The organism is Pseudomonas syringae KCTC 12500 (genome assembly GCF_000507185.2).
Classification (GTDB): domain Bacteria; phylum Pseudomonadota; class Gammaproteobacteria; order Pseudomonadales; family Pseudomonadaceae; genus Aquipseudomonas; species Aquipseudomonas syringae.
Genome location: NZ_AYTM02000002.1, coordinates 4,435,892 through 4,458,794 on the forward strand (window position 1 = coordinate 4,435,892; position 22,903 = coordinate 4,458,794).

General features: G+C 64.3%; 3 protein-coding genes. All 3 read left to right on the forward strand.

The window, feature by feature from the left end; translation table 11 throughout:
* Window positions 1-529: 529 nt before the first annotated feature.
* From V476_RS20090 to V476_RS20100, 3 genes are read left to right on the forward strand one after another with little or no spacing between them, the layout of a single operon-like run.
* Entirely contained in the window at window positions 530-9,595 is a 9,066-nt protein-coding gene (locus tag V476_RS20090; protein ID WP_024959185.1) for a non-ribosomal peptide synthetase, read from the forward strand.
* Window positions 9,592-13,704 (forward strand): non-ribosomal peptide synthetase, encoded by a 4,113-nt coding sequence (locus V476_RS20095; protein WP_024959186.1) that lies wholly within the window; start codon window positions 9,592-9,594, stop codon window positions 13,702-13,704. Before V476_RS20090 ends, V476_RS20095 begins: the two co-directional genes overlap by 4 nt.
* Complete coding sequence (locus V476_RS20100; RefSeq protein ID WP_080278413.1) at window positions 13,701-22,883, forward strand: hybrid non-ribosomal peptide synthetase/type I polyketide synthase; 9,183 nt, start codon at window positions 13,701-13,703, stop codon at window positions 22,881-22,883. The genes V476_RS20095 and V476_RS20100 overlap by 4 nt, the downstream gene beginning before the upstream one ends.
* The last annotated feature ends 20 nt before the right edge of the window (window positions 22,884-22,903 follow it).

Consider the following 22,903-nt stretch of genomic DNA (forward strand, 5'->3'; position numbering starts at 1 on the left):
TGGAAGGCCATGCCGTTTGACGGACACTTTCGCGGTTTGTAACTTTTTGTTTGCCTCATCGCCAAAAATCGTGGTTATTATCCCCGGCGCTCAGGGCCAAAAACCCGGCGCCGATGACTGTCATGGGTCCACAGACTCCGCAGTCACAGCCGATCGGGTCCACCCTGGCGCTGACACCCCGGCGCAGGCCGTTCCCCGTCGTTGACCCTCGAACCGAAGGTGAGGTTTCAATTGGCCACGCGGTATGCAAACGTCAGTTCCAAGGGTAGAGCGATCAGTCTCGTCAACGAGCCAGCCAACCCCCTTTCTGTATGCGATTCGCGCCGTGCCGCGTTCGCCTGTCATCCCTCAGCGATCCCCCCGCGCGCTTGCATGTCAGATAATGGCATGAGCCCGAGAGCCCGCGCCGCACCCTCTCCCTGAATCTCGATGTTCATCCGGCATTGCTCATGCCGTGCCTGACGGGCTTGCTGCTCTGCGCTCCCGTCTGCTCATAAAAAAATAATCTGCTCACGGACGGTGATTCCTGATGGTCGACAAATCTTCCTCGCGCGGGACGGGCTTCGCTCATCCTGATACAGAGCAACCCTTTGACCAAACCCAGTGTGTGCATGGCCTTTTCGAAGCACAAGTGCAGCTTAATCCTGACGCTATCGCGGCACGCTTCGGGCTGGACACGCTTGACTATGCGACGCTCAATACCCAAGCCAACCGCCTGGCCCATTACCTGCGCAGCCTTGGTGTCGGGCCGGATGTGCGTGTCGGGATTTGCCTGGAGCGCTCGCTGGACATGCTGGTCGGCGTGCTCGCGGTACTCAAGGCCGGCGGTGCCTACGTGCCGCTGGACCCCACGTACCCGAAAGCCCGTCTGGCCCACATGCTGGCAGACAGCGCGCCACGCGTGCTGCTGAGCCACGCTCCGGCGCGCGCGGTGTTGCTGGCGGCGCTGGAGCAAGGTGAGCTCGCAGCGCAGGTGCTTAATCTGGCCGATACCCGACTATGGGCGGCGCAGCCGACGCACAACCCTGACCCGCACGCGGTTGGTCTGACGTCCCGCCATCTGGCGTACGTGATCTACACCTCGGGCTCCACCGGGACGCCCAAGGGGGTCATGGTCGAGCATCGTGGGCTGATCGCGGTGAGCGCTGCCTGGGAGCGCTTGTACGCGCTGCACAAACCCCTCAATCACCTGCAAATGGCCGGGTTTTCCTTCGATGTGTTCAGCGCCGACCTGATCCGCGCACTGGGTTTTGGCGGCACGCTCGTGCTCTGCCCGCGTGACACGCTGATGGACCCGCCCGCGCTGTATCGCCTGTTGCGCGAGGCGCGCATCGATTTCGCGGACTTCGTGCCTGCGGTGCTCAACCCTTTGCTGGTCTGGGCGCAGGAGGCAGGGCGCGACCTGTCGTTCCTGAGCACGGTGGTTTGTGGTTCGGACATCTGGACAGCGCACAGCGCGCGCCAACTGCGCGGTTTGTGTGGCGAGCAGGTACAGATCGTCCAGGCCTACGGTGTTACCGAAGCGAGCATCGACAGCACCTGTTTCGAGTTCGAGCCTGACAGCCACGTCGATGCGGTGCTGCCCATCGGACGGGCGTTGGCCAATACGCGGATTTACCTGCTCGATGCCGCTGGCGAGCGGGTTCCCCAAGGTGTGACCGGCGAACTGTACATCGGCGGCGCGGGGGTTGCGCGTGGCTACCTGAATTTGCCGGAACTGACCCGCGAGCGCTTCATCGACAGCCCGTTCGTGGCCGGTGAGCGGTTGTACCGCACTGGCGATCTGGCCCGCTATCGGGCTGACGGCCATCTGGAGTTTCTCGGGCGCAACGACTCGCAGGCCAAGCTGCGCGGCCTGCGCCTTGAACTGGGTGAAATCGAGGCGCGTCTGGCCGAGGTTGCCGGTGTGCGTGACAACGTGGTGGTGCTGCGCGAGGACAACGCGGGCGTACCCAGGCTGATTGCCTACTTTCGCGAACAAAGCGGCGCAGCGCTGACGCCCAAAGGCCTGCGCGAGCATCTGCAGCGCAGCCTGCCGGACTACATGATTCCTGCTGCGTTCGTGCGCATGGACGCGCTGCCGCTGACCGCCAATGGCAAGCTGGACCGCATCGCACTGCCCGAGCCGGGGGATGACGCATTCGATCGACACGTTTTCGAAGCCGCGCAAGGCGCGCTGGAAATGGATATTGCGGCCATCTGGGCCGAGGTGCTTGGGGTCGAGCGAGTCGGTCGCCAGGATCACTTTTTTGCACTCGGCGGCCACTCGCTGCTGGTGATGCGCGTGCTGGCCAAGGTTCGTCAGACGCTGCATCTTGAGGTGTCACCCTCAGCCCTGTTTACCGCCCCCGTGCTGCAGCAGTTCGCCGAACGACTGAGCACCGCGCAGCAGGGCAACGCTCGCCCACCGATCACGGCTGTAGAGCGTAGCGGGGCACACACATTGTCATCTGCCCAGCAGCGCCTGTGGTTTCTGGCGCAGATGGAAGGCGGCAATGCGGCCTACCACATGCCCTTGAATCTGCGACTGCGCGGGCCGTTGCAAGTGGCCGCGCTGGAGCGCAGTTTCAATCAGCTGGTGGCCCGCCACGAGGCGCTACGCACCACCTTCTTCGCGGTCGAGGGCGAGGGGCGGCAACGCGTTTGCGCTGCGGAGACGATCATTCCGTTGCCAGTCACCGATTTGCGTGGCGAGCACGATGCCCAGGCGCGTCTGCTGGCGTTGATCGACGCAGAGGGCAGCAAGCCGTTCGATCTGGCAGTAGGGCCGTTGATGCGCGTCAGCCTGGTCAGGCTGGCCGACGACGATCATGTGTTGCTGCTGACCCAGCACCACATCGTCTCGGATGGCTGGTCAATGGGCGTGCTGACCCGTGAACTGGGGCTGCTCTATGAGGCGGCTATTCAGCAACCGGCCGCGCACGGGCAGTCCCTGCCACTGCCGCCGCTGGCTGTTCAGTATGTGGATTACGCGGCCTGGCAACGCCAGTGGCTGTCCGGCGAGGTACTGGATGCGCAGCGGCGCTACTGGCGTGAAACCCTGAGCGGTGCACCGCTATTGCTGGAGTTGCCCACCGATCACAAACGTCCGGCCGCCCAGGATTACCGCGGCGGCTTCGTGCCGCTGGTCTTTGACCGTGCGCTGACAGCACGGCTCCGAGTGTTGGCTACGCAGCAGGGCACCACGTTGTTCATGAACCTGCTGGCGGCCTGGTCGCTGTTGCTGATGCGCCTGTCGGGGCAAGATGACGTGGTCATCGGTGTGCCCTCGGCGAACCGCAGCCAGCAGGAGCTGGAAGGGCTAATCGGGTTCTTCGTCAATACCCTGGCCCTGCGCATGACCCGCGCCGGCAGCCCGACGGTGGCCAGCTGGCTGCAACAGGCGCGCAGCGTTGCGCTTGCCGCTCAGGAACATCAGGACTTGCCGTTCGATCAAGTGGTGGAGTTGCTCAACCCGCCGCGCAGTCTGGCTTACAGCCCGGTGTTTCAGGTGCTGTTCGCCTGGGAGCAGCATCAGGATTCGGACCTGGAGTTGTCCGGGCTCGAGGTCAGCGTGCTGCAAAGCGTCCAGCCAGTGGCCAAATTCGACCTGCAACTGGCACTCAGCGAACGTGACGGACAAATCGTCGGCGGCCTGGAATACGCGTCGGGGCTGTTCGAGCCGGAGACCGTGGTGCAGATGGGCGAATACCTGCGCCGCATCCTCATGCAGATGGTCGAGGACAGCGAACAGCCGCTGGCGACGCTCGACCTGCTCAACGCCGAGCAGCACCGACGGATCGTCCACGACTGGAACCGCACCGAACGCGATACCTCGGCGCAGCCCGATTGTGTCAAACGCTTCGAAGCCTTGGCGCAGCGCACACCCGACGCCGAGGCGTTGCTGGCCGATGAGCGAGCGCTGACTTACGCCGAGCTCAATCAGTCTGCCAACCGGTTGGCGAATTACCTGATCGAGCAGGGCGTGAGGCCCGAGCAGCGCGTGGGACTGTGTCTGGAGCGCTCGCCGCAGATGGTCATCGGCCTGCTGGCCATTCTCAAGACCGGCGCCGCTTATGTGCCGTTCGATCCTGCATACCCGGTCGAGCGTCTGGCGTTCATGTTCGCGGATGCCGCACCGAGCCTGCTGCTGACCCAGACTGCACTGCGTGCCGGTCTGCCGCCGTTGCCCGACACGCTGCCGATCTGCTGCCTCGACGTGGAAGCGCAGCGCTGGTCTGGGTATTCCGAGGCCAACCCGCAAGTCCCCGTCAGCCCCGGCAACCTGGCTTACGTGCTCTACACCTCCGGTTCGACCGGGCGGCCCAAGGGCGTGGCGCACAGTCGTGCGGCGCTGGATAACCTGATCGCCTGGCAACTGGAAAAGACGCCTGTTTCACAACGCGTGCTGCAATTTGCATCGTTGAATTTCGACGTGTCGTTTCAGGAAATCTGCAGCACGCTGTGCCAGGGTGGCAGCCTGGTGCTGATGAGCGAGGCCGGCCGCAAAGATCTCGCCGCGCTGCGCCCGACGCTGGTGGCCGAAGATGTACAACGGGCGTTTCTGCCGTTTGCCGTGCTTCAGCAACTGGCCAGCCTCACTGAAGCCGAGGCGTCGGTGCCGATGCCTTTGCCAAAGGGCGGCTGCGAAATCATCACTGCTGGCGAGGCGTTGCTCGTCAATGACGAACTGCGTGCCTTTGTCTGCGGCCTTGGCGGTGCGCAACTGCACAACCAGTACGGCCCGACCGAAACCCACGTGGTCAGCCAGTTCAGCCTGAACTGTGATCAGGCCGGGCAGTGGCCGGACGCGCCGCCGATTGGCCGGCCCATCGCCAATGCGCGTTTGTATGTGCTGGACGGCGACCTGAACCCGGTACCGGTCGGTGTGGCGGGCGAGTTGTATATCGCCGGAGCCTGCCTGGCCCGTGGTTATCTGAATCGTCCAGACTTGAGCGCCGAACGCTTCCTGCCGGACCCGTTCAACTCGCAGCCCGGTGCGCGTATGTACCGCAGCGGTGACCTGGCGCGGTTCGCGGCTGACGGCAACGTTCACTACCTGGGACGCATCGACCAGCAGGTAAAGTTGCGCGGCTTTCGCGTCGAACTGGGCGAGATAGACAGCCTTCTGCACCAGCAACCCGGTGTGCGGGAAGCGGTGGTGCTGCTGCGCGAAGATGTGCCGGGCGACAAGCGTCTGGTGGCCTATGTGGTAGGGCCTGCAACCGCCGAAACACTGTGTGCCGAGCTGCACCGCCACCTGCCGGAACACATGGTGCCGACGGCCTGGGTGGCGCTGGCGCAGTTGCCGCTGACCCGTAACGGCAAGCTCGACCGTCAGGCGCTGCCAGTGCCAGAGCGGCAGGCCGCCAGTGCCTATGTGGCACCGCGCGACGAGACCGAGCGGCAGATGGTGTGTATCTGGGCCGAGGTGCTCAAGTGCCAGCAGGTCGGCATTCACGACAACTTTTTCGAACTGGGCGGGCATTCGCTGCTGGCCACGCGAATGATCTACATGATCAACCAGCGCATGGGCGCGCAGCTGTCCCTGAGCAGCCTGTTCAAGACGCCGGTGCTGATGGACATGGCCGAGCAGGTGCGGCTCGGGCGGAGTGACGGGCCTTCGCTCGACACACCCTTTGCCCCGATTGAAGCCGATCGCAGCGCACGTTACGCGCCGTTTCCGCTGACCGATATCCAGCAGGCGTACTGGTTTGGCCGCGAAGCATCGGTCAGCCTCGGCGGGGTCAGTGCCCATGGCTATGAAGAACTGCGCATCCCCGGCCTCGACGTGCCACGTTTCGAGCAGGCGCTGAACCGCATGATCCAGCGGCACGACATGCTGCGCGTGGTGTTCCTTGGCGATGGCACGCAGCAGGTCCTCGACAGCGTGCCTATCTATCACATGCCACGCAACGATCTGCGCGGCCTGTCTGCCGACGCCGCGCAGCAGGCCCTGCAAGTCACCCGCGAACGTCAATCCCATCAGGTGCTGGACGCCAGTCGCTGGCCGTTGTTCGAGTTCAGTCTGTCGTTGCTCGATGAGGACATCAGCCATCTGCACATCAGCCTTGACGCCCTGATCGTCGACGCCGCGAGTACGCAGATTCTGGCGCGCGAGCTGATGGCGTTTTATGCCGACCCGCAGTTGCAACTGCCCGAAGCGGGGCTGACCTTTCGCGATTACGTGCTGGCCGAGCAGCGCTTGCGCAATGACAGCCGCTACGCACAGGCACTGGACTACTGGCGCGAGAAGGTTGCCACGCTGGCACCTGCGCCGGACCTGCCGCTGGTGTGCCAGCCGGAAAGTATCAGCCAGCCGCACTTTACCCGCCGCGACCGCGAGCTTTCAGCGCTGCAGTGGTCAAGGCTCAAGGAACTCGCCAGGCAATTTGCCGTGACGCCATCGGTGATGCTGCTGACCGCGTTCAGCGAGGTGCTGGCGCTGTGGAGTCGGCAGCCGCGCTTCACGTTGAGCCTGCCGCTGTTCAACCGCATGCCGCTGCACCCGGATGTTGATGAGATCATTGGTGACTTCACCTCGCTGGTCTTGCTTGAAGTCAGTCTCGACGGGGCCGTGAGTTTCATCGACAAGGCGCGTGCCGTGCAGGCACGGTTGTGGCAAGACATCGACCATTCGGTGGTCAGCGGCGTGCGGGTGCTGCGTGAACTGTCCCAGGCCCGAGGCGTGCAGCAGACCGCCATGCCGATCGTGTTCAACAGCACCTTGTCGGAAGCCGCGCCTGAACTGGCCGAATTCAACCTTGCCGACGCATTGAATGCCGAGCATATGCACAGCATCACCCAAACCCCGCAGGTCTGGCTTGACCACACGTTGCTGGAGCTGGAAGGGCGCCTGCTGTTCAACTGGGACAGCATCGACGAGTTGTTTCCGCAAGGCCTGATCGAGCAGATGTTCGTCGCCTACAACGCGCTGCTGGATCGCCTGCTGGACGCCGATGCCTGGAACGCTGGCACGGTGGAGCTGATACCGCGGGCGCGCTTGCCGGTGCCCGAGGCCAGCCCCGCCGACTCGGCGCTGATGCACGAGCTGTTCGATCGCCAGGCACTCGCTGCCCCGGATGCGCTGGCGGTCATTGGCACCCAGCGTCAGTTGAGTTATCGGCAGCTGCGAGCCGAAGCGCGACAACTGGCGGCGCGGCTTCAGCGTCGCGGCGTGGTGCCTGATCAACTGGTCGCGGTGGTCATGGAACGTGGCTGGGAACAGGTCGTCGCGACGCTGGCGATCCAGTACGCCGGCGGGGCCTACCTGCCGCTCGACCCGGCGCTGCCGACCGAGCGTCTGGAGCACATCCTGCAACGTGCCGAAGCCAGCCTGGCGCTGACTCAGCCGACACTGCTGCAACGTGTCGAGTGGCCCGCGCAGGTCCAGGTGATCAGCGTGAGCGACCCGATCGTTGCCGACGATGGCCTTTCCGATCAATCCGAATTACACGCCGTGCATCTCACTCCGGACGATCTGGCCTATGTGATCTACACCTCGGGCTCGACCGGCCTGCCCAAGGGCGTGGTCATCGATCATCGCGGTGCGGTGAATACGCTGCTCGATATCAACCGGCGCTTTGCCGTCGGCGCTGCGGATAGGGTGCTGGCGGTTTCGTCGTTGAGTTTCGACCTGTCGGTCTATGACTTCTTCGGCACGCTGGCCGCTGGCGCAGCGGTGGTGCTGCTCGAACCGCAGCAAGCCCTCGACCCGGCGCACTGGCTGACGCTGATCGAGCGGCATCAGGTCAGCCTGTGGAATTCGGTGCCAGCCTTGTTCGGCATGTTGCTGGAGTATGTGCAAAGCGAGCGCAGCGCGTTGCTGTCGTGCCTGCGCGTGGCGATGCTGTCAGGCGACTGGATTCCCCTGACGCTGCCCGAGCGTGCCTGGGCGCTGCAGCCGGCGTTGCAACTGGTCAGCCTTGGCGGGGCGACCGAAGCGTCCATCTGGTCGATCCAGTATCCGCTGCAGCAGGTCGACCCCGCGTGGCGCAGTATTCCCTATGGCAAGGCGCTGGATCACCAGCGCTTCTATGTGCTGGATGACGCCTTGCAGGTTCGCCCGACATGGGTGGCTGGCCAGTTGTATATCGGCGGTATCGGCCTGGCCAAGGGCTATTGGCGTGATGAAGCCCTGAGTGCCGGCAGTTTCTTCGCCCACCCGCTGACCGGCGAACGTCTGTACCGGACCGGCGACCTGGGGCGCTGGCTGCCCGACGGCAATATCGAGTTTCTTGGGCGTGAAGACACCCAGGTCAAGGTCCAGGGGCACCGCATCGAGCTGGGCGAGATCGAAGCGGCGCTCAATCGCCATCCCGGCGTACAGAGCGCCGTGGTGCGGGTGCTCGGCGAAGCGCTGGGCGAGAAGCGGCTTGCGGGCTACGTACTAAAGGCCGATCCCTCGTTGCAGGCCAGTGATTTTGTCCAGTACCTGGCAGACAAACTGCCGGCCTACATGGTGCCGACGTCGTTTACCTTCGTGCAGGAATGGCCGCTGTCGGCCAACGGCAAGGTCGACAAGAAACGCCTGCCGGAGCCGTCGCAGGTTCAGGACGCCGGCCCGGCGCTGGAAGTGGAGGGGCCACAGGAGCAACAACTGATGATGATCGTGCAGGGCGTGCTCAAGCGCCCGTCGATCGCTGCCGACGCCAATTTGCTCAACCTGGGCGCCACCTCGATCGACATTGTCAGGATCAGCAATGCGCTGTCCGGCGAACTGCAGTTCCGTCCCAACGTTGCGCAACTGCTGGCGCAGCCGACGCTGCTCAATCTGCTCGGCATGTACCGCCGGAATCTGGCCGACGGCAGTGTGGTCGACAGCGTTCGGCAGCGCGCGGGTTCGCCTGAGCAGGTGATCGAGGATCCGCAGCAGCGGGCGCGCTTCAAGGCCGACCAGCGCGGTCGGCGGACTTTCACCTCAGAGGTTGCGGCGCTGAATCTTGCGCGTCCGGATGATCCGGCGTTCGCGCGACGCTTCAGCGATTACCGCTCGGTACGCCAATTCGCTGAGGGGCCCATTCCGACCGAAGCGTTTGCCGGATTACTGGCCAGCCTGGCGCAGGGGCAACTGCACGGCGAGGTTAAATACCAGTTTCCGTCCGCAGGCGGTCTGTACCCGATCCAGTGCTACCTGTATGTCAAACCGCAGCGGGTCACCGGCGTTGCTGCAGGCGCCTATTACTACGACCCGGTTGAGCACCGCCTGCTGATGCTCGACAGCGAGCCGCTCGACCCGGACACCTACGATTATTTCGTCAACCGCCCGGTGTATGAAAACGCCGCGTTCTCGCTGTTCTTCATCGCCGACATGGCCGCGATCCGGCCGCTGTATGGCGAGCGCAGTCGCGACTTCTGTCATATCGAAGCCGGTGGCATGGCGCAATTGCTGACCATGACGGCGGTGGAGCAGGGCCTTGGCCTGTGTGGCATGGGCTCGCTCGAAGAGCAGCAATTGTCGGCCCTGTTCGACCTGGGACCGAATCATCAGTTGATCTACTCGATGGTGGGCGGCCTGCGCACTGCCGACGAACAACGCCGCGCGCAGGTCGAGGCGTTCGCTTCTGCCGCCGATCAAACGGACGACGCCAGCGACATGGAGGAGATAGAGATATGAATGCCTATCAATTGCTGGAGTTGTTCGGTCGCCACGCGGTGGTGCTTGAAGTGGACGGCGACAAACTGCGCTGCAAGGCGCCGCGCGGGTTTCTGAATGACGAGATGTTGCAGGCGCTCAAGCAGCACAAGGCAGAACTGATTGCCTTGCTGAGCGGCACCGACCCCGCCGCGATTCCTCGGCGTGCTGCCGGGCAAACGGCTGTTCCGCTGTCGTTTTCACAACGCCAGCTGTGGTTTCTCGATCAGATGGAACCGGGCAATGCGTTCTATAACGTGCCCACTGCGGTGCTGCTGAAAGGCGCGCTGGATGTGCCGGTGCTGGAGCGGGCGCTGAACGAATTGATCATGCGCCATGAAATATTGCGCACCACGTTTGCCAGCGTGGACGGCGAGCCACGGCAGCTCGTGCACCCGGCGATGCCGCTGGTGATGCCAAGTGTCGACCTGCGTGACCTGTCGCCTACAGCGCGCGATGCGCGCGTCAGCATGGCGGTGGAGCAGGAGGCCAAAGCGCCGTTTGACCTGGCCAGCGGCCCGTTGCTGCGGGCCTCGCTGCTGCGCCTGGCCGATGAGGAATACCTCTGGCTGTACAGCGTGCACCACATCATCGCCGATGGCTGGTCGATGGGCGTGATCCTTCAGGAAGTGACTACCGTGTATGGCGATTTCCTGCGCGGTCAGGCGTCCAGTCTGGCGCCTCTGGCGGTGCAGTACGCCGATTACGCCTGCTGGCAGCAACAGCGGCTGAGCGACGAGGCGCTGGCCGGGCAACTGGAGTTCTGGCAGCGCACGCTGGCCGACGCGCCGCCGCTGCTCGACATGCCTGCCGACCGGCCACGTCCGACCGTGCAGCGCTACGTTGGGGCGACCTTCAGCTCGACGGTCGACGGCACCACCTTGCGTGCGCTCAATGCGCTGGCCAGACAGACCCAAGGCACGCTGTTCAACGTGCTGATCGGCGCGCTGTCGGTCCTGCTCTGGCGCCACAGCGGTCAGCGGGACCTGTGCATCGGTACGCCATTCGCCAACCGCAGCCGTCCAGAAATCGAGCCGCTGATCGGCCATTTCGTCAACACTCAAGTGATTCGCCAGCGTCTCGATCCGCAGCAGACCTTTGCCGAGCTGTTGCGCGAAGTGCGCACCACTCTGCTGGATGTCCATGCGCATCAGGACGTGCCTTTCGACCGCGTGGTGGAGGCCGTCAACCCGCCGCGCGATACCGCGTATTCGCCTCTGTTTCAGGTGATGATGGTGTTGCAGAACACCCCAGGCAACGCCGCACAGATGCAGGGCCTGAGCATGACCCCATACGGCACCGGGAGCGCCACGGCCAAGTTCGACCTGGCGTTCGAATGGGTCGAGCGCGACGGTGTGCTGAGCCTGCTGGTGGAATACAACACCGACCTGTTCGACCAGACCAGCATCGAGCGCCTGAGCGGGCATTATCGTCAGTTGCTGGAGCAGGTGGCGCTGAACCCCAAGCAGCCTGTCGGCGCACTGACGCTGATCAGCGATGCCGAACGCGAACAGATACTGCATGCGTGGAACAGCCCGGCACCGCTGGCTCAGCCCGTCGACTGCGTGCATCGCCTGATCGAGGCTCAGGTCACGCGTCGGCAGGCCGAGTGTGCGGTCATCTTCGAAGGTCGATCGCTGAGCTACAGCCAGCTCAACAGTGAGGCCAACCGCCTGGCGCGTCACTTGCTCACCCTCGGCGTCGGCCCGGATGTGCGCGTGGCGGTGTGTATCGAACGTTCGCTGGAATTGCCGGTGGCCGTGCTGGCGGTGCTCAAGGCCGGGGGCGCCTATGTGCCACTGGACCCGGATTATCCATCGGGTCGCCTGCGGCATATTCTCGATGACACGTCCCCGGTGGTGCTGCTGGCCCAAGGGCCGACGCGCAAGATCCTGCGCGAGGCCCTGCAAGGCGCGGACTGTGAAGTGCCGATCCTCGACGTGCAGGCCGATGCCGTGCTTTGGGCCGAGTGCCCGTCGGACAATCCGCAGCCGCAGCGTGTCGGTGTGAACGCCGACCATCTGGCGTATGTGCTGTACACCTCCGGCACCACCGGGCTGCCCAAGGGGGCGATGGTCACGCATCGCGGGCTGAGCAACCTGCTGCTGTGGTGTCAGCAATTCTGCGGCGAACACGGGAGCATGCTGCACAAGATTCCATTCGGTTTCGACGCCTCGGCCTGGGAGATTTTCTGGCCGTTGCTTACCGGGGGCAGGCTGGTCATCGCCCGTCCCGGCGGGCATTTCGAACCCGGCTACCTGGCGCAGGTGGTGCGCGAACAAAGCGTCACCGCGATGGTGTTCGTGCCGGCCATGTTGCAACTGTTTCTGGAGGTCGAAGAGGTCAGCGCCTGTCTCTCCCTGAAGGATGTGTTCAGTGGCGGTGGGGAGCTGTCGCCCGCAGTCGCCAGGCTGTTTCAGGAGCGTCTGCCGCATGCCCGCCTGCACAACGTCTATGGTCCGACCGAAACCACAGTGATCAGCAGTGTCTGGACGCTGGAGCCTGGTGCTGACGTTCCGCCACGCCAATTGCCCATCGGCCGACCCATTGCCAACACCCGTTTTTACGTGCTCGACGAGCGTGATGCGCCGGTGCCGGCCGGGGTCACCGGTCAGTTGCACATTGGTGGTGTCGGCGTTGCACGGGGTTATCTGGGGCAGGACGAGCTCACCGCCGAACGGTTTATCGACAACCCCTTCGTTGCCGGTGACCGGCTGTACCGCAGCGGCGATCTGGCGCGTTATCGCCCGGACGGTCAGTTGGAGTTTCTCGGTCGCAACGACTTTCAGGTCAAGCTGCGCGGCATTCGCCTGGAACTGAGTGAAATCGAAGCGCGGCTGGACCTGTTCCCCGGTATTCGCACCAGTGTGGCGTTGATCGTCGGTGATACGGCGCAGAACCAGCGCCTTGTGGCGTGCTGCGTTACCGACAGCACGGTGGACGAATCCGCACTGCGTGCGCACCTGGCAACGACTCTGTCCAGCGCCGTCATGCCCAGCGCTTTTCTGTGGCTGGACGCCTTACCGTTGACGGTCAATGGCAAAGTCGACCGTGCCGCCCTTGCGGCACTGGCCGATCAGGATCTGGCCGACCGGCAGGTCAATCTCGGCAGCCCCCGTGACCATATCGAGCTGACCCTGTATCAGATCTGGAAAGACCTGCTGCTGGTGCCGCAGATCGGCATTCGCGACAACTTTTTCAACGTCGGCGGGACATCGATCGCGGCGATCAAGATGGCCTACGAAATTGGCCGGGCGTTCAGCGTCGAAGTGCCTGTGCGCGTGATCCTCGGCCACCCGACCATCGAGGCGTTGGGCGGCTGGCTGCGTACTGGCGCCAGCCTGGCCGCGGCACAGGACAACCTGATCGAATTCCGGCGCGGTGCCGGGCAGCGCAACGTGGTGTGCATTCACCCGGCGGGGGGCACGGCGTTCTGCTACCTGTCACTGGCCAAGGAACTGCCGGAAAGCATCGGTGTGTACGGTGTGCAATCGCCAGGGTTGAACCCCGGAGAAAGCACCGAGCCGAGCGTCGAAGCGATGGCCGACGCCTATTTGCGGCGGATCGCGGCGTTGACCTCACAACCGCTGGTGCTCACCGGGCTGTCGTTCGGTGGCCTGGTGGCGTACGAAATGGCCCGCCGCCTGACGGCTGCCGGCCATCGTCAGGTGACGGTGGTGCTGCTCGACACCCAAGGCTCGGATGATCCGGGGTTTCGGCAACAGATCGGGACCGTGGACATGGCGGAGTTTCGCGACAAGCTGGTGCGCTTCAACGGCATGTACCCCGGCATCGAAGACGCGCAGGTCGAGCGATATTTCCACCTCTACAACCACAACCGCCTGGCCATGGCCGCATACGAGTGCGCTCCGCAAGCCGGGCGCATCGTGCTGATTCAGGCTCGCGAAGGCTTTACCCGCCCGCAGTTGCATGAGCTGCGCAGCTTCTGGCGTCGTCGCGCGGGCAATGGTTACAAGGCCCGGCTGGTACATGGCGGGCACTGGGACATGCTGGAAAGCGCCGAGGTGCATCGAGTCTCGCAGACGCTCAGGCAAGAGCTGCAACGTTTCGACACGCAGGAGGCGCAATGATGAACCGGCACGCGGAAAATAACGCCCGCAACCCCCAGACCCTGCTGTCGCGTTTCGCCGAGCGGGTACGCCGTGATCCCCAGGCGCTGGCCGTGATCGACCGACAGGTACGGCTGACCTACGCGCAACTGGCCAGCGCCAGTGAACGCATCGCCAAAGGGCTGCTGGCACAAGGCGCAGGCACTGCGGATCCGATTGCCCTGTGCATGCCGCGCTGCTGGCAATGGGTCGCCACGATACTGGCCGTGCTGAAAGTCGGGGCTGTGGTGGTGCCGCTGGATCGGGCCAGTCCGGCCCGGCGTCGACAGCTGATGCTCGACGACGGAGGTTGCGTCGGGCTGGTGACCCTCGGCGAAGACGCGGACAGCCTGGCAGCGCCACAGCGTGGCTGGTACGTCAGCGTCGAAGCCCTGCTGGAATTCCCTGATCAACCGGCACTGCCGCTGCCCGAGGACTTCGCCGCGTCGAGCTTCCTGTTCTACACCTCGGGCACCACCGGTACCCCGAAGGCCGTGGACGTAGGGGAGCGCGGCCTGTTGCGTCTGGCCCGGACCGACAGTTGCCTCGACATTCGCGCAGGCGAGCGCGTGGCCTGCCTGTCCAACCCGGCGTTCGACGCCTGTAATTTCGAACTGTGGGCGCCCCTGCTCAACGGCGGTTGCTGCGTCATCATTGCCGACGCAGACCTGCAGGACGCACAGCAACTGGCCAGAGTGCTGGAAACGCAGCAGGTCGATAGCCTGTTCATGACCGTTTCGCTGTTCAACACCTTGAGCGCAGATAACCCCGCCTGTTTCGCCAGCCTGCGCCAGGTGCTGATCGGCGGTGAGCAGGTCAGCGCCGCGGCGGTGCGTGCCTGGTATCAGGCCAATCCCGACAGCCGTTGCCGGATTTTCAACGCCTACGGACCCACCGAATGCACCACCTTCGCCGTGTGCTATCCGATCCCCCGCGACTTTGCCGGGGACGCGGTGCCGATCGGTCGGCCATTGCCTGACACCGGCGTGCAGGTGCTTGATGCGCAACAACGCCCGGTTGCCAGTGGCGAGGCGGGAGAGCTTTACCTGAGCGGCAGCGGTGTCGCATGCGGTTACCGCAACCGTCCGACCGAGACTGAACAGCGTTTCCTGCGCCTGCCTAAAAGCGACGCCGGGGATGTACTGCATTACCGAACCGGCGATCAGGTGCGGGTCAATGCCGACGGGCTGATCGAGTACCTGGGGCGGATTGATCGTCAGGTGAAGGTCCGCGGTTTTCGCATCGAGCCGGGCGAGGTCGAGCAGCGTATTCTGGAGCACCCGCAGGTGGCGCAGGTGCACGTCTGTACGCGCCGGCAGGCGGCTGAAGACCACCAGTTGCTGGCCTTCATCGTGCCGCGCGAGGCGCTGGACTATCGCGATTTCGACCAGCACCTGCGTGACAACCTGGCGGTATGGATGCGCCCGCATCAGCTGTTTGTGCTGCAGCGCCTGCCGTTGACCGCCAATGGCAAGATCGATCAGCGTGCGCTGCTGGAGCAGCCCTTGAAGCCGTGGCGACCGCTGGCGGGTTCGCGTGCAGACGAGCAACACTCGCCCACGCTTGACTGGCTGCTGACTCAGGCTCGCAGGTTGTTGGCGCAACCTGAGCTGAGAGGCGAGGATGACTGGCTGGGCAGCGGCGGCGACTCGCTCAAGGCCATGCGTCTGCGTTCGGCAATCCGCACCCACTGGCAGCGGGAAATCACCCTGGGTGCGGTGCTGAGCGAATCGTTTTCGGCACTGGCCGAGCGCCTTGGTGATGAGCAGGGTGCGGCGTCTGCCTATCCGCCCGCGCCGCCCGTCAACCATTCAGGGCGTGCGCCGGCGACTGCCGAGCAGAGTCGCCTGTGGCTGATGCAGCAGCGCACTCCGCAGGCGACCGCCTACAACGTGCCAATCATCCTGCACCTGGCGGCGGGCGTTCAACTCCCCGCACTGGCCGACGCCGTGCAGCGCCTGCTGACTCGGCACCGCGGGCTGCGCACGGCGTTCGTCTCCGCTGCCGACGGGCTGCATCAAGAGGTTCACCAACGGGACGCGGTGTGCCAGACCTTTGCTAAAGGGGCGTTCAGTGAACAGACCTGGCGCAGCTTTGCAGCCCTGGTCTTCGACACACCTTTCGATCTGGCGACGTCGGCGCTGTGCAAGGCCTGGCTATTGCCGTTTGCCGATGGCAGCTGCCGCTTGCTGCTGAACCTGCATCACGTGGCCATTGATGGCTGGTCGATGAACCTGTTGTTCGATGACCTGGTGCAGCTGTACGACGATGCGCTGCAGGGGCTGCCGAGTGCCGAGCCTTCGCCGGGTCTGGGCACGCTGGAGTTTGCCCTCTGGCAACGGCAATGGCGTGTCGACCCGCGTTACCGCGATCAGCGTCGCGCCCTGGCCGGGTTGCACCGTCAGCACCCGGCGTCTTCGCCCGCGCTGCTGCCGGTTCGCGAGCCTGGCCCGCAGGCACTGCTTTATCGTCAGCCGCTGGGAGCCACGCGCAGCGCTGCACTGGATCGTTTTTGCAGCCGACAGCGCGTCACGCGTTATGAGGTGCTGTTCAGCGTTTATGCCTGGAGCATTTACGCCCTGACCGGCTGTGAACGGCCACGCATCGCCAGCCCGGTATCCAACCGTCCGCTGAGCGAATTCGAGGACGCAATCGGTATGTTCGCCAATACCGTGCTGATCCCCACGGCGTTCGACGGCGACAAGGCGCTCGGCCAGCAACTGCATCAGCAGACCGCCACTGTGCGTGAGGTGCTGGCCTTGCAGGACGTCGCGCTGGCGGATCTGGTCGAAGACCTGCGGCTGTCGTCGAGCAGTGCACTGTTCGATTTCATGTTCGTGCTGGAAAACACCGACTACGCCAGGCTGGCCCATACCGGCCTGCGGGCCACGCTGGAATTCAACGAGACTGTGCAGGCCAAATGTCCGCTGACCTTGCTGGTGGTCGATGCCGGGTTACAGCTGGAATGCTGGTGGGAGTACCAGTGCAGTTATTTCGATGCGGGCCAAATGGTCGCCGTCAATCAGCTCTTGCAGCAGGGGCTTGATCTGCTGTTGGAGAAACCGTCGGCGACCCTTGATGCGCTGCTCACGCCTTACCGCTTCAGCCTGCCGCCCGCCAGTCAGGGCGACAGCGCTGAGCCGCCGTTCAACACCGTGGCCGACTGGTTCGCCTACCAGGTGAGTTGCACACCGGATGCTCCGGCACTGGTCGACAATCAGCAGTGCATCAGCTACGCCGAACTGGATGCACTGGCCGATACGCTGGCGGCCACCCTGATCGAGCAGTGCCCGCTGCCGGAGGATAACGATGCGCCGCTGCAAGTGGTCTTGTACCTCCAAGCGTCGGTCGAGCACATTGTGGCCTTGCTGGCGCTGGCCAGGCTCAACCTGACGGCGGTACCCGTCGATCCTGGCTATCCGCTGGCGGTGCAGCGTCAGGTCATGCAGCAGGCACAACCCGGCTGCGTGCTGTACAGCGCGACCACTGAGGTGGCACTGGAACAGTTGAACGCAGACCGACAGGTCTGTCATCGGGTCGACCTGAGCGCTGCGGCACGGCCATTCGAGCGTCGCCGTCATGCGGGTCAACGACCGTTGTACACGCTGTTCACGTCCGGTTCGACGGGGACACCGAAAGGAGTTCAGGTGCCGGACCGAACCCTTTGCAATCTGTTGCACTGGCAGCGCAACGAGGGGCAGTTACCCGCGAAGTCAGTGACCCTGCAATTCTCCATGCTGTCGTTTGATGTGTCGTTTCAGGAGATTTTCAGCACCCTCTGCGGCGGGGGTTGTTACCACCTGATCAACCCGCGTTGGCGGCAGGATGCCCAGGCATTGCTGAGCTATCTGGTGCAGACGCGTATCGAACGACTGTTCCTGCCCTGCGTGGCCTTGCAGCATCTGGCGCAGACCGCTGTCAGCCAGGGCGTGTATCCGCAGGCGTTGCGCGAAGTGATCACGGCGGGCGAGCAACTGCTGTGCACCGAGGCTTTGCGCAACTGGTTCGGCGGCATGCCGCAGGCACGGCTGTTCAATCATTACGGCCCGACCGAAACCCACGTGGTCAGCGCCTGGCGTTTGCCTGCGGCGGTTCAGGACTGGCCGCTGCGCGCGCCGATCGGGCGGGCAGTGAGCAATGCACGCCTGCTGCTGGTGGACGAATACGACCGGCCGGTGCCGCGTGGCAGCCAGGGCTATCTGCTGGTGGCAGGGCCGATGATTTCGCGCTGCTACCTCGCTGACCCGGCGCTGAATGCTGCGCGCTTTGTCGAGTTGCCGCAGCCAGAGGGCATGACCCTGTTCTATCGCACCGGCGACCTTGCGCGGGCTGATGCAAACGCCTGTCTGCACTACCTGGGCCGGGACGATCAGCAGATCAAGATCAGTGGTCAGCGTATAGAACTGGGGCAGATCGAGGCCGCGCTGTTGCAGGTCGCTCAGGTGAGCAACGCGGTGGTAGCCATGCAGGCTGAGCCGCCCCTTCTGGTGGCCTGGTTGCGCAGCGAAGGCACGCTGCCCGATGCACAACAGCTTGATCGACAGATCAGCCTGCACCTGCCGGCGCATGTGCGTATCGACGAGTACCGGCGGGTCGACGCCTGGCCGCGCACGCCGAGCGGCAAGATCGATCGCAGGGCACTGGGGGATCTCGGCGAGGTATTGCAACGGCAACGCACCGGGCTGCCTGCGGCACCGTTGAGCGCACTTGAACAACAACTGAGCGAGTTGTTCGTGGCGGTCATCGGTCGCGACATCGATCCTGATCAGACTTTCTTCGAAGCCGGCGCCACCAGCCTCGGCCTGATGCGTCTGCATGCCCGTTACAACGAGGTGCTGCCGCAGCCAGTGGCAATGGCCGCGTTGTTCGAGCATGTCAGCGTGCGCCGCCTGGCACAGCATCTATCCATACCGGCAGGGCAACTGTCCGGTGCAGGGAAGGGCAATGAGCGAGGTGCCAAGGCTGGCGAACAACCCATGGCGATCATCGGCATGTCGGTGAATGTGGCCGGGGCGAGCAACCTTGCCGAATTCTGGGCGATGGTTCAAGGAAATGGCTTGGGCATCGAGCGGTTCGACGCTGCCGAGGGGCTGGTCGGTGCGCGCAGTCAACTGACCGGCCTGCTGGATTTCGATCCCGACTATTTCGGCATCAGTCTGCAGGAAGCGCGGCTGATGGACCCGCAACAGCGGCACCTGCTGATGGGCTGCGTGCAGGCGCTGCAACATGCCGGGCTGACACCCAAAGCCGACGGGCCGCGCATCGGCCTGATCGCCAGTTGCGGCGAAACCACGTATTTCCAGCAAATGTTGCGCGAAACCGCCGAGGGCGATCTGCCCGACGGTTTTCAGATGGCGCTGCACCACGACAAGGACTTTCTGGCCACCAAGGCGGCTTACCACCTCGACCTCGGCGGGCCGGCACTCAGCGTTCAGGCGGCGTGCGGCAGTTCGCTGATTGCTGTGCACCTGGCGGCGGCGATGCTGCGTCAGGGCGACAGTGACGTGATGCTGGCCGCCGGGGTGCTGATCGACTCGACCCTGACCGATGGCTATCGTTATCGCCCGCAGCACATTTTTTCCCGCGACGGTTTGTGCCGTCCGTTCAGTGAGGACGCCAGCGGCACCATCGGTGCCAGCGGTTACGGGGTGGTGGTACTCAAACCGCTGGACCGTGCCCAGGCCGACGGCGACCGGATCTACGCGCTGGTCGAAGCCTCTGCGCTGAACAACGATGGCCGCGCCAAGATGAGTTACACCGCGCCATCAGTGGCGGGGCAGAGCGCAGTGATCAGCGAGGCGCTGCGCAAGGCCGGGATCAATGGCGCCGACATGGGCTACATCGAGGCTCACGGCACCGGCACGCTGTTGGGCGACCCTATTGAAGTGGCTGCATTGACCAAAGCGTTCGGCGCGGCACCAGCCGCCGGTTGCGCGCTGGCCTCAGTGAAAAGTCAGGTGGGTCATCTGGGCGCGGCTGCCGGCGTGGTCGGGCTGATTCGCGCGACGCTTGCCGTGTTTCACGGGGTGATCCCACCCAACCTGGGGTTTACCCGGATCAATCCGCAAATCGATCTGCAGCACTCGCCGTTCTACATACCCACCACCTCCGGGCCCTGGCCCGAGGGGCGTCGGCGTCTGGCCGGGGTCAGCAGTTTCGGCATCGGTGGCACCAACGCGCATGTGATTGTCGGCGCCGCGCCGCAGCAGACAGCGCGCGTCGAGGATAGCCCGGCGTGCCTGCTGCTGTCGGCGCACAGCCGCACTGCCCTGGAGCGGGACATGCTGGCGATTGAAGCCTGGCTCAACGCCTTTCCCGAGCAGCAGGCTGCGCTGCTGCATTACCTGCAACACGGTCGACGCGCGTTGCCCTGGCGCTTTGCGATGATCTGCGAGCCCGGTCAGACGCCGCGCCTGCAAGCCGCGTCGATCAAGCAGGTGACGCTTTCGGATGTGCGAGTGAACGCCAGCGAGCATTCGCCCCAGGCCCTGCTGGACGCCTGGTATGCGGGGGCCAGCATCGAAGGGGCGATCGGTTCGACGCCGCCACCCTGGGACTTGCCTCCGTCGGCATTCGATCTGCAGACCTTCCGCTTCAAACCCGCCGCACGTGCCGAACTGCAGAAGTCGTCAGCCGTGGAGCGCCAGCCGCTGGCAGACTGGTTTTATCAGCGTCAGTGGCAGCGGGTAAACCGTCTGCGTACACAACCGACTGGTGAGGGTCGTGACGTGCTGGTGGTGTGTAGCCATGAGCGTCTGGATGCCACCACGCTTGGCAGTCTGCAGGGTGTCTATCGGCATGTCATCGAGGTGCAGGCCGGCAATGGCTACCAGCAGCTTGGCCCGAATCGTTATGAGCTCGACCCGCTGGACCCTGTGGCGTTTGGTCGATTGATCGCCACGCTCGATCAGAATGGGCAGACGGCGAGCGAACTGGACTGGCTGCATGCCTTGCCGCTGTCGGTGGGCGGAGCGGTTGACGAGCAAAGCCTGGCGGCCGCGCAATGGGCCTGTCTGGATACGCTCAGCGCGTTGTTGCAGGCCTGGGGGCAGAACGCACAGAAGAGCGTTCTGCGGCTCTGGCTGTTGTCCTGGCAAGCGTGCCCGGTGAACGGCCAGGTCATGCGCCCTGAACTGGCGGCGCTGGCCGGTATCACCGAAGTGGCCCCGCAGGAGTTCCCGATACGCTGTCATTGGCTGGACCTGCCCACGGCGCAGTTGAGCGTTCAGGCTCGGCACCTGGCGGCGCTGCTGGCCGAACCGGCGTCGCTGCCGCGGCGCATGGCCATTCGTGACGGTTATCTGTGGCAGCCACAGCTGCTGCCCAGTCCGCTGGCGACTCCGACGGCTGGTTCGAATCTGCTGCCGGCGAACGGCACGTTGCTGGTGCTCGGCGGTACAGGCGGTATCGGGCGTACCTTGTGTGAACACCTGCTGCAATCCAGTCAGCGGCGGGTCGTGCTGCTGTCGCGAGGTGGCGAGTGTCCGAAACAACTGCACGCCTATGCTTCGCGCATCGATAGCATCGCTGCGGATATCGCCGACCTGGCGCGCTGGCCCACGGTGCTTGAACAGTTGCGTGAGCGTTATGGGCACTTTGACGGCGTGATTCACGCCGCCGGCACCGGAGCGGGCAGCCTGATCCGTCAGCGCGATGCTCAGGTGCTGTCTGAGGCAATGGCCAGTAAGACGCGTGGCATGCTGGCGGTCGAAGCGTTGATCGAAAAGATGACCCCGGGGTTCGTGCTGTATTGCTCTTCGATGTCGGCACTGTTCGGTGGCGCCGGGCACCTAGACTACGCCGCCGCCAGTGCCGTGCTTGACGGTTTTACCCACTACCGTTCGCATGCCGAAAATGGCTGTGTGCGTCTGGGCATCAACTGGGACATCTGGCGCGATGTCGGCATGGCCGCTGCCAGTGGCGTCGGGGATGACGCGCACCAGCGGCATCTGGCGGTCGGCATGTCGGCGCAGGAGGGCTGCCGGGTATTCGATGCAGCCATGACGGCCCAACTTCCGCAACTGCTGATCTCGACCACCGATCCGGACACCTCGCGACAGTTTTACCCGGTTCGCCACAGCGCGGGCTCGACGGTGGCCGATACTGCGCCAGCGCTAACGGCAGACACTGAAGCGCCGGACCGTCTGCCCGAGCATCTGCATGACTGCCTGTGCAAATGGCTCGGTGTGAGTGCGCTGCAGCCGGATGCCTCGCTCTATGAGCTGGGCGCCGATTCCCTGACCCTGCTGGACCTGATCGACGAACTGCAGGCCGCGACCGGCGTGGTCTTCCAGTTGTCGCAGTTCAGCCACAAAGTCAGCCTGGCCGAGGTGTTGACGTTGGTGCAGGCGTCAGGGGCCGTAACGGTTGCGGACGAAAACCAGTGGGCCGATGCGGTGCGGATCGATCAGTGGCATGCCGGCGCGGGCCGCGAGCGCCTGTATCTGATTCACCCGGTGGGTGGCGACGTGCAGGCGTACCGCGAGCTGGCCTCGGCGCTGCACCCTGATCTGGGCGTGTGGGTAATCGCCGATCCGGCCTTGCGCCTGCCCGACCTGCCGAACATCAGCGTGGATGAGCGCGCGCAGCTGTATCTCAAAGCGTTGCAGGCCCATCACCCCGACGGCACGGCATGGCGGCTGGCCGGCTGGTCGTTCGGCGCGTGGGTGACGCAAGCGATGTGCAGCCTGCTGACGGAGGATTGCGAGCAGCCATTGTTGTACCTGATCGATCCCCCCGCGCCGGATGCGGGTAACGAGCTGGCGCAGATTGGCGAAGCGCAGATTCAGCAAGTTTTCCAGCGCGAGTTTTCTGCACGGCGCGGCGTCAACACGGCCACCAGCACGGCCAGCGAAGATGCATCGAGTTACCTGCAAAGCCTGATTGTCTGCTGCCAGAACAATATGGCGAGCATGGCCGGCCATCAGCCCGAAGCGCTGTTGCGCACTCCAGTGCGGCTGTTCATCGCCACGCAGCCCAATCCTTATGGCATGGGCAGCGCCTGGCGGATCGCCGATCTACAGCGGGCCTGGCAAGGACTGTTGCCGCACATGTCGAGCTGGGAAGCACTGGACACCGACCATTACGGCATTGTCGCAGCGCCCTGGGCGCAGGTGATTGCCGAGATGATCAATGCCGACCTGTCGTCGATAAAGGGCTGAACGTTAACGACAGGCTTTTC

What these genes read in the sequence shown, in the direction of transcription:
- V476_RS20095 (WP_024959186.1), top strand. Translation starts at nt 9,592, where the DNA reads ATGAATGCCTATCAATTGCTGGAGTTGTTCGGTCGCCACGCGGTGGTG.
- V476_RS20090 (WP_024959185.1), top strand. Translation starts at nt 530, where the DNA reads ATGGTCGACAAATCTTCCTCGCGCGGGACGGGCTTCGCTCATCCTGAT.
- V476_RS20100 (WP_080278413.1), top strand. Translation starts at nt 13,701, where the DNA reads ATGATGAACCGGCACGCGGAAAATAACGCCCGCAACCCCCAGACCCTG.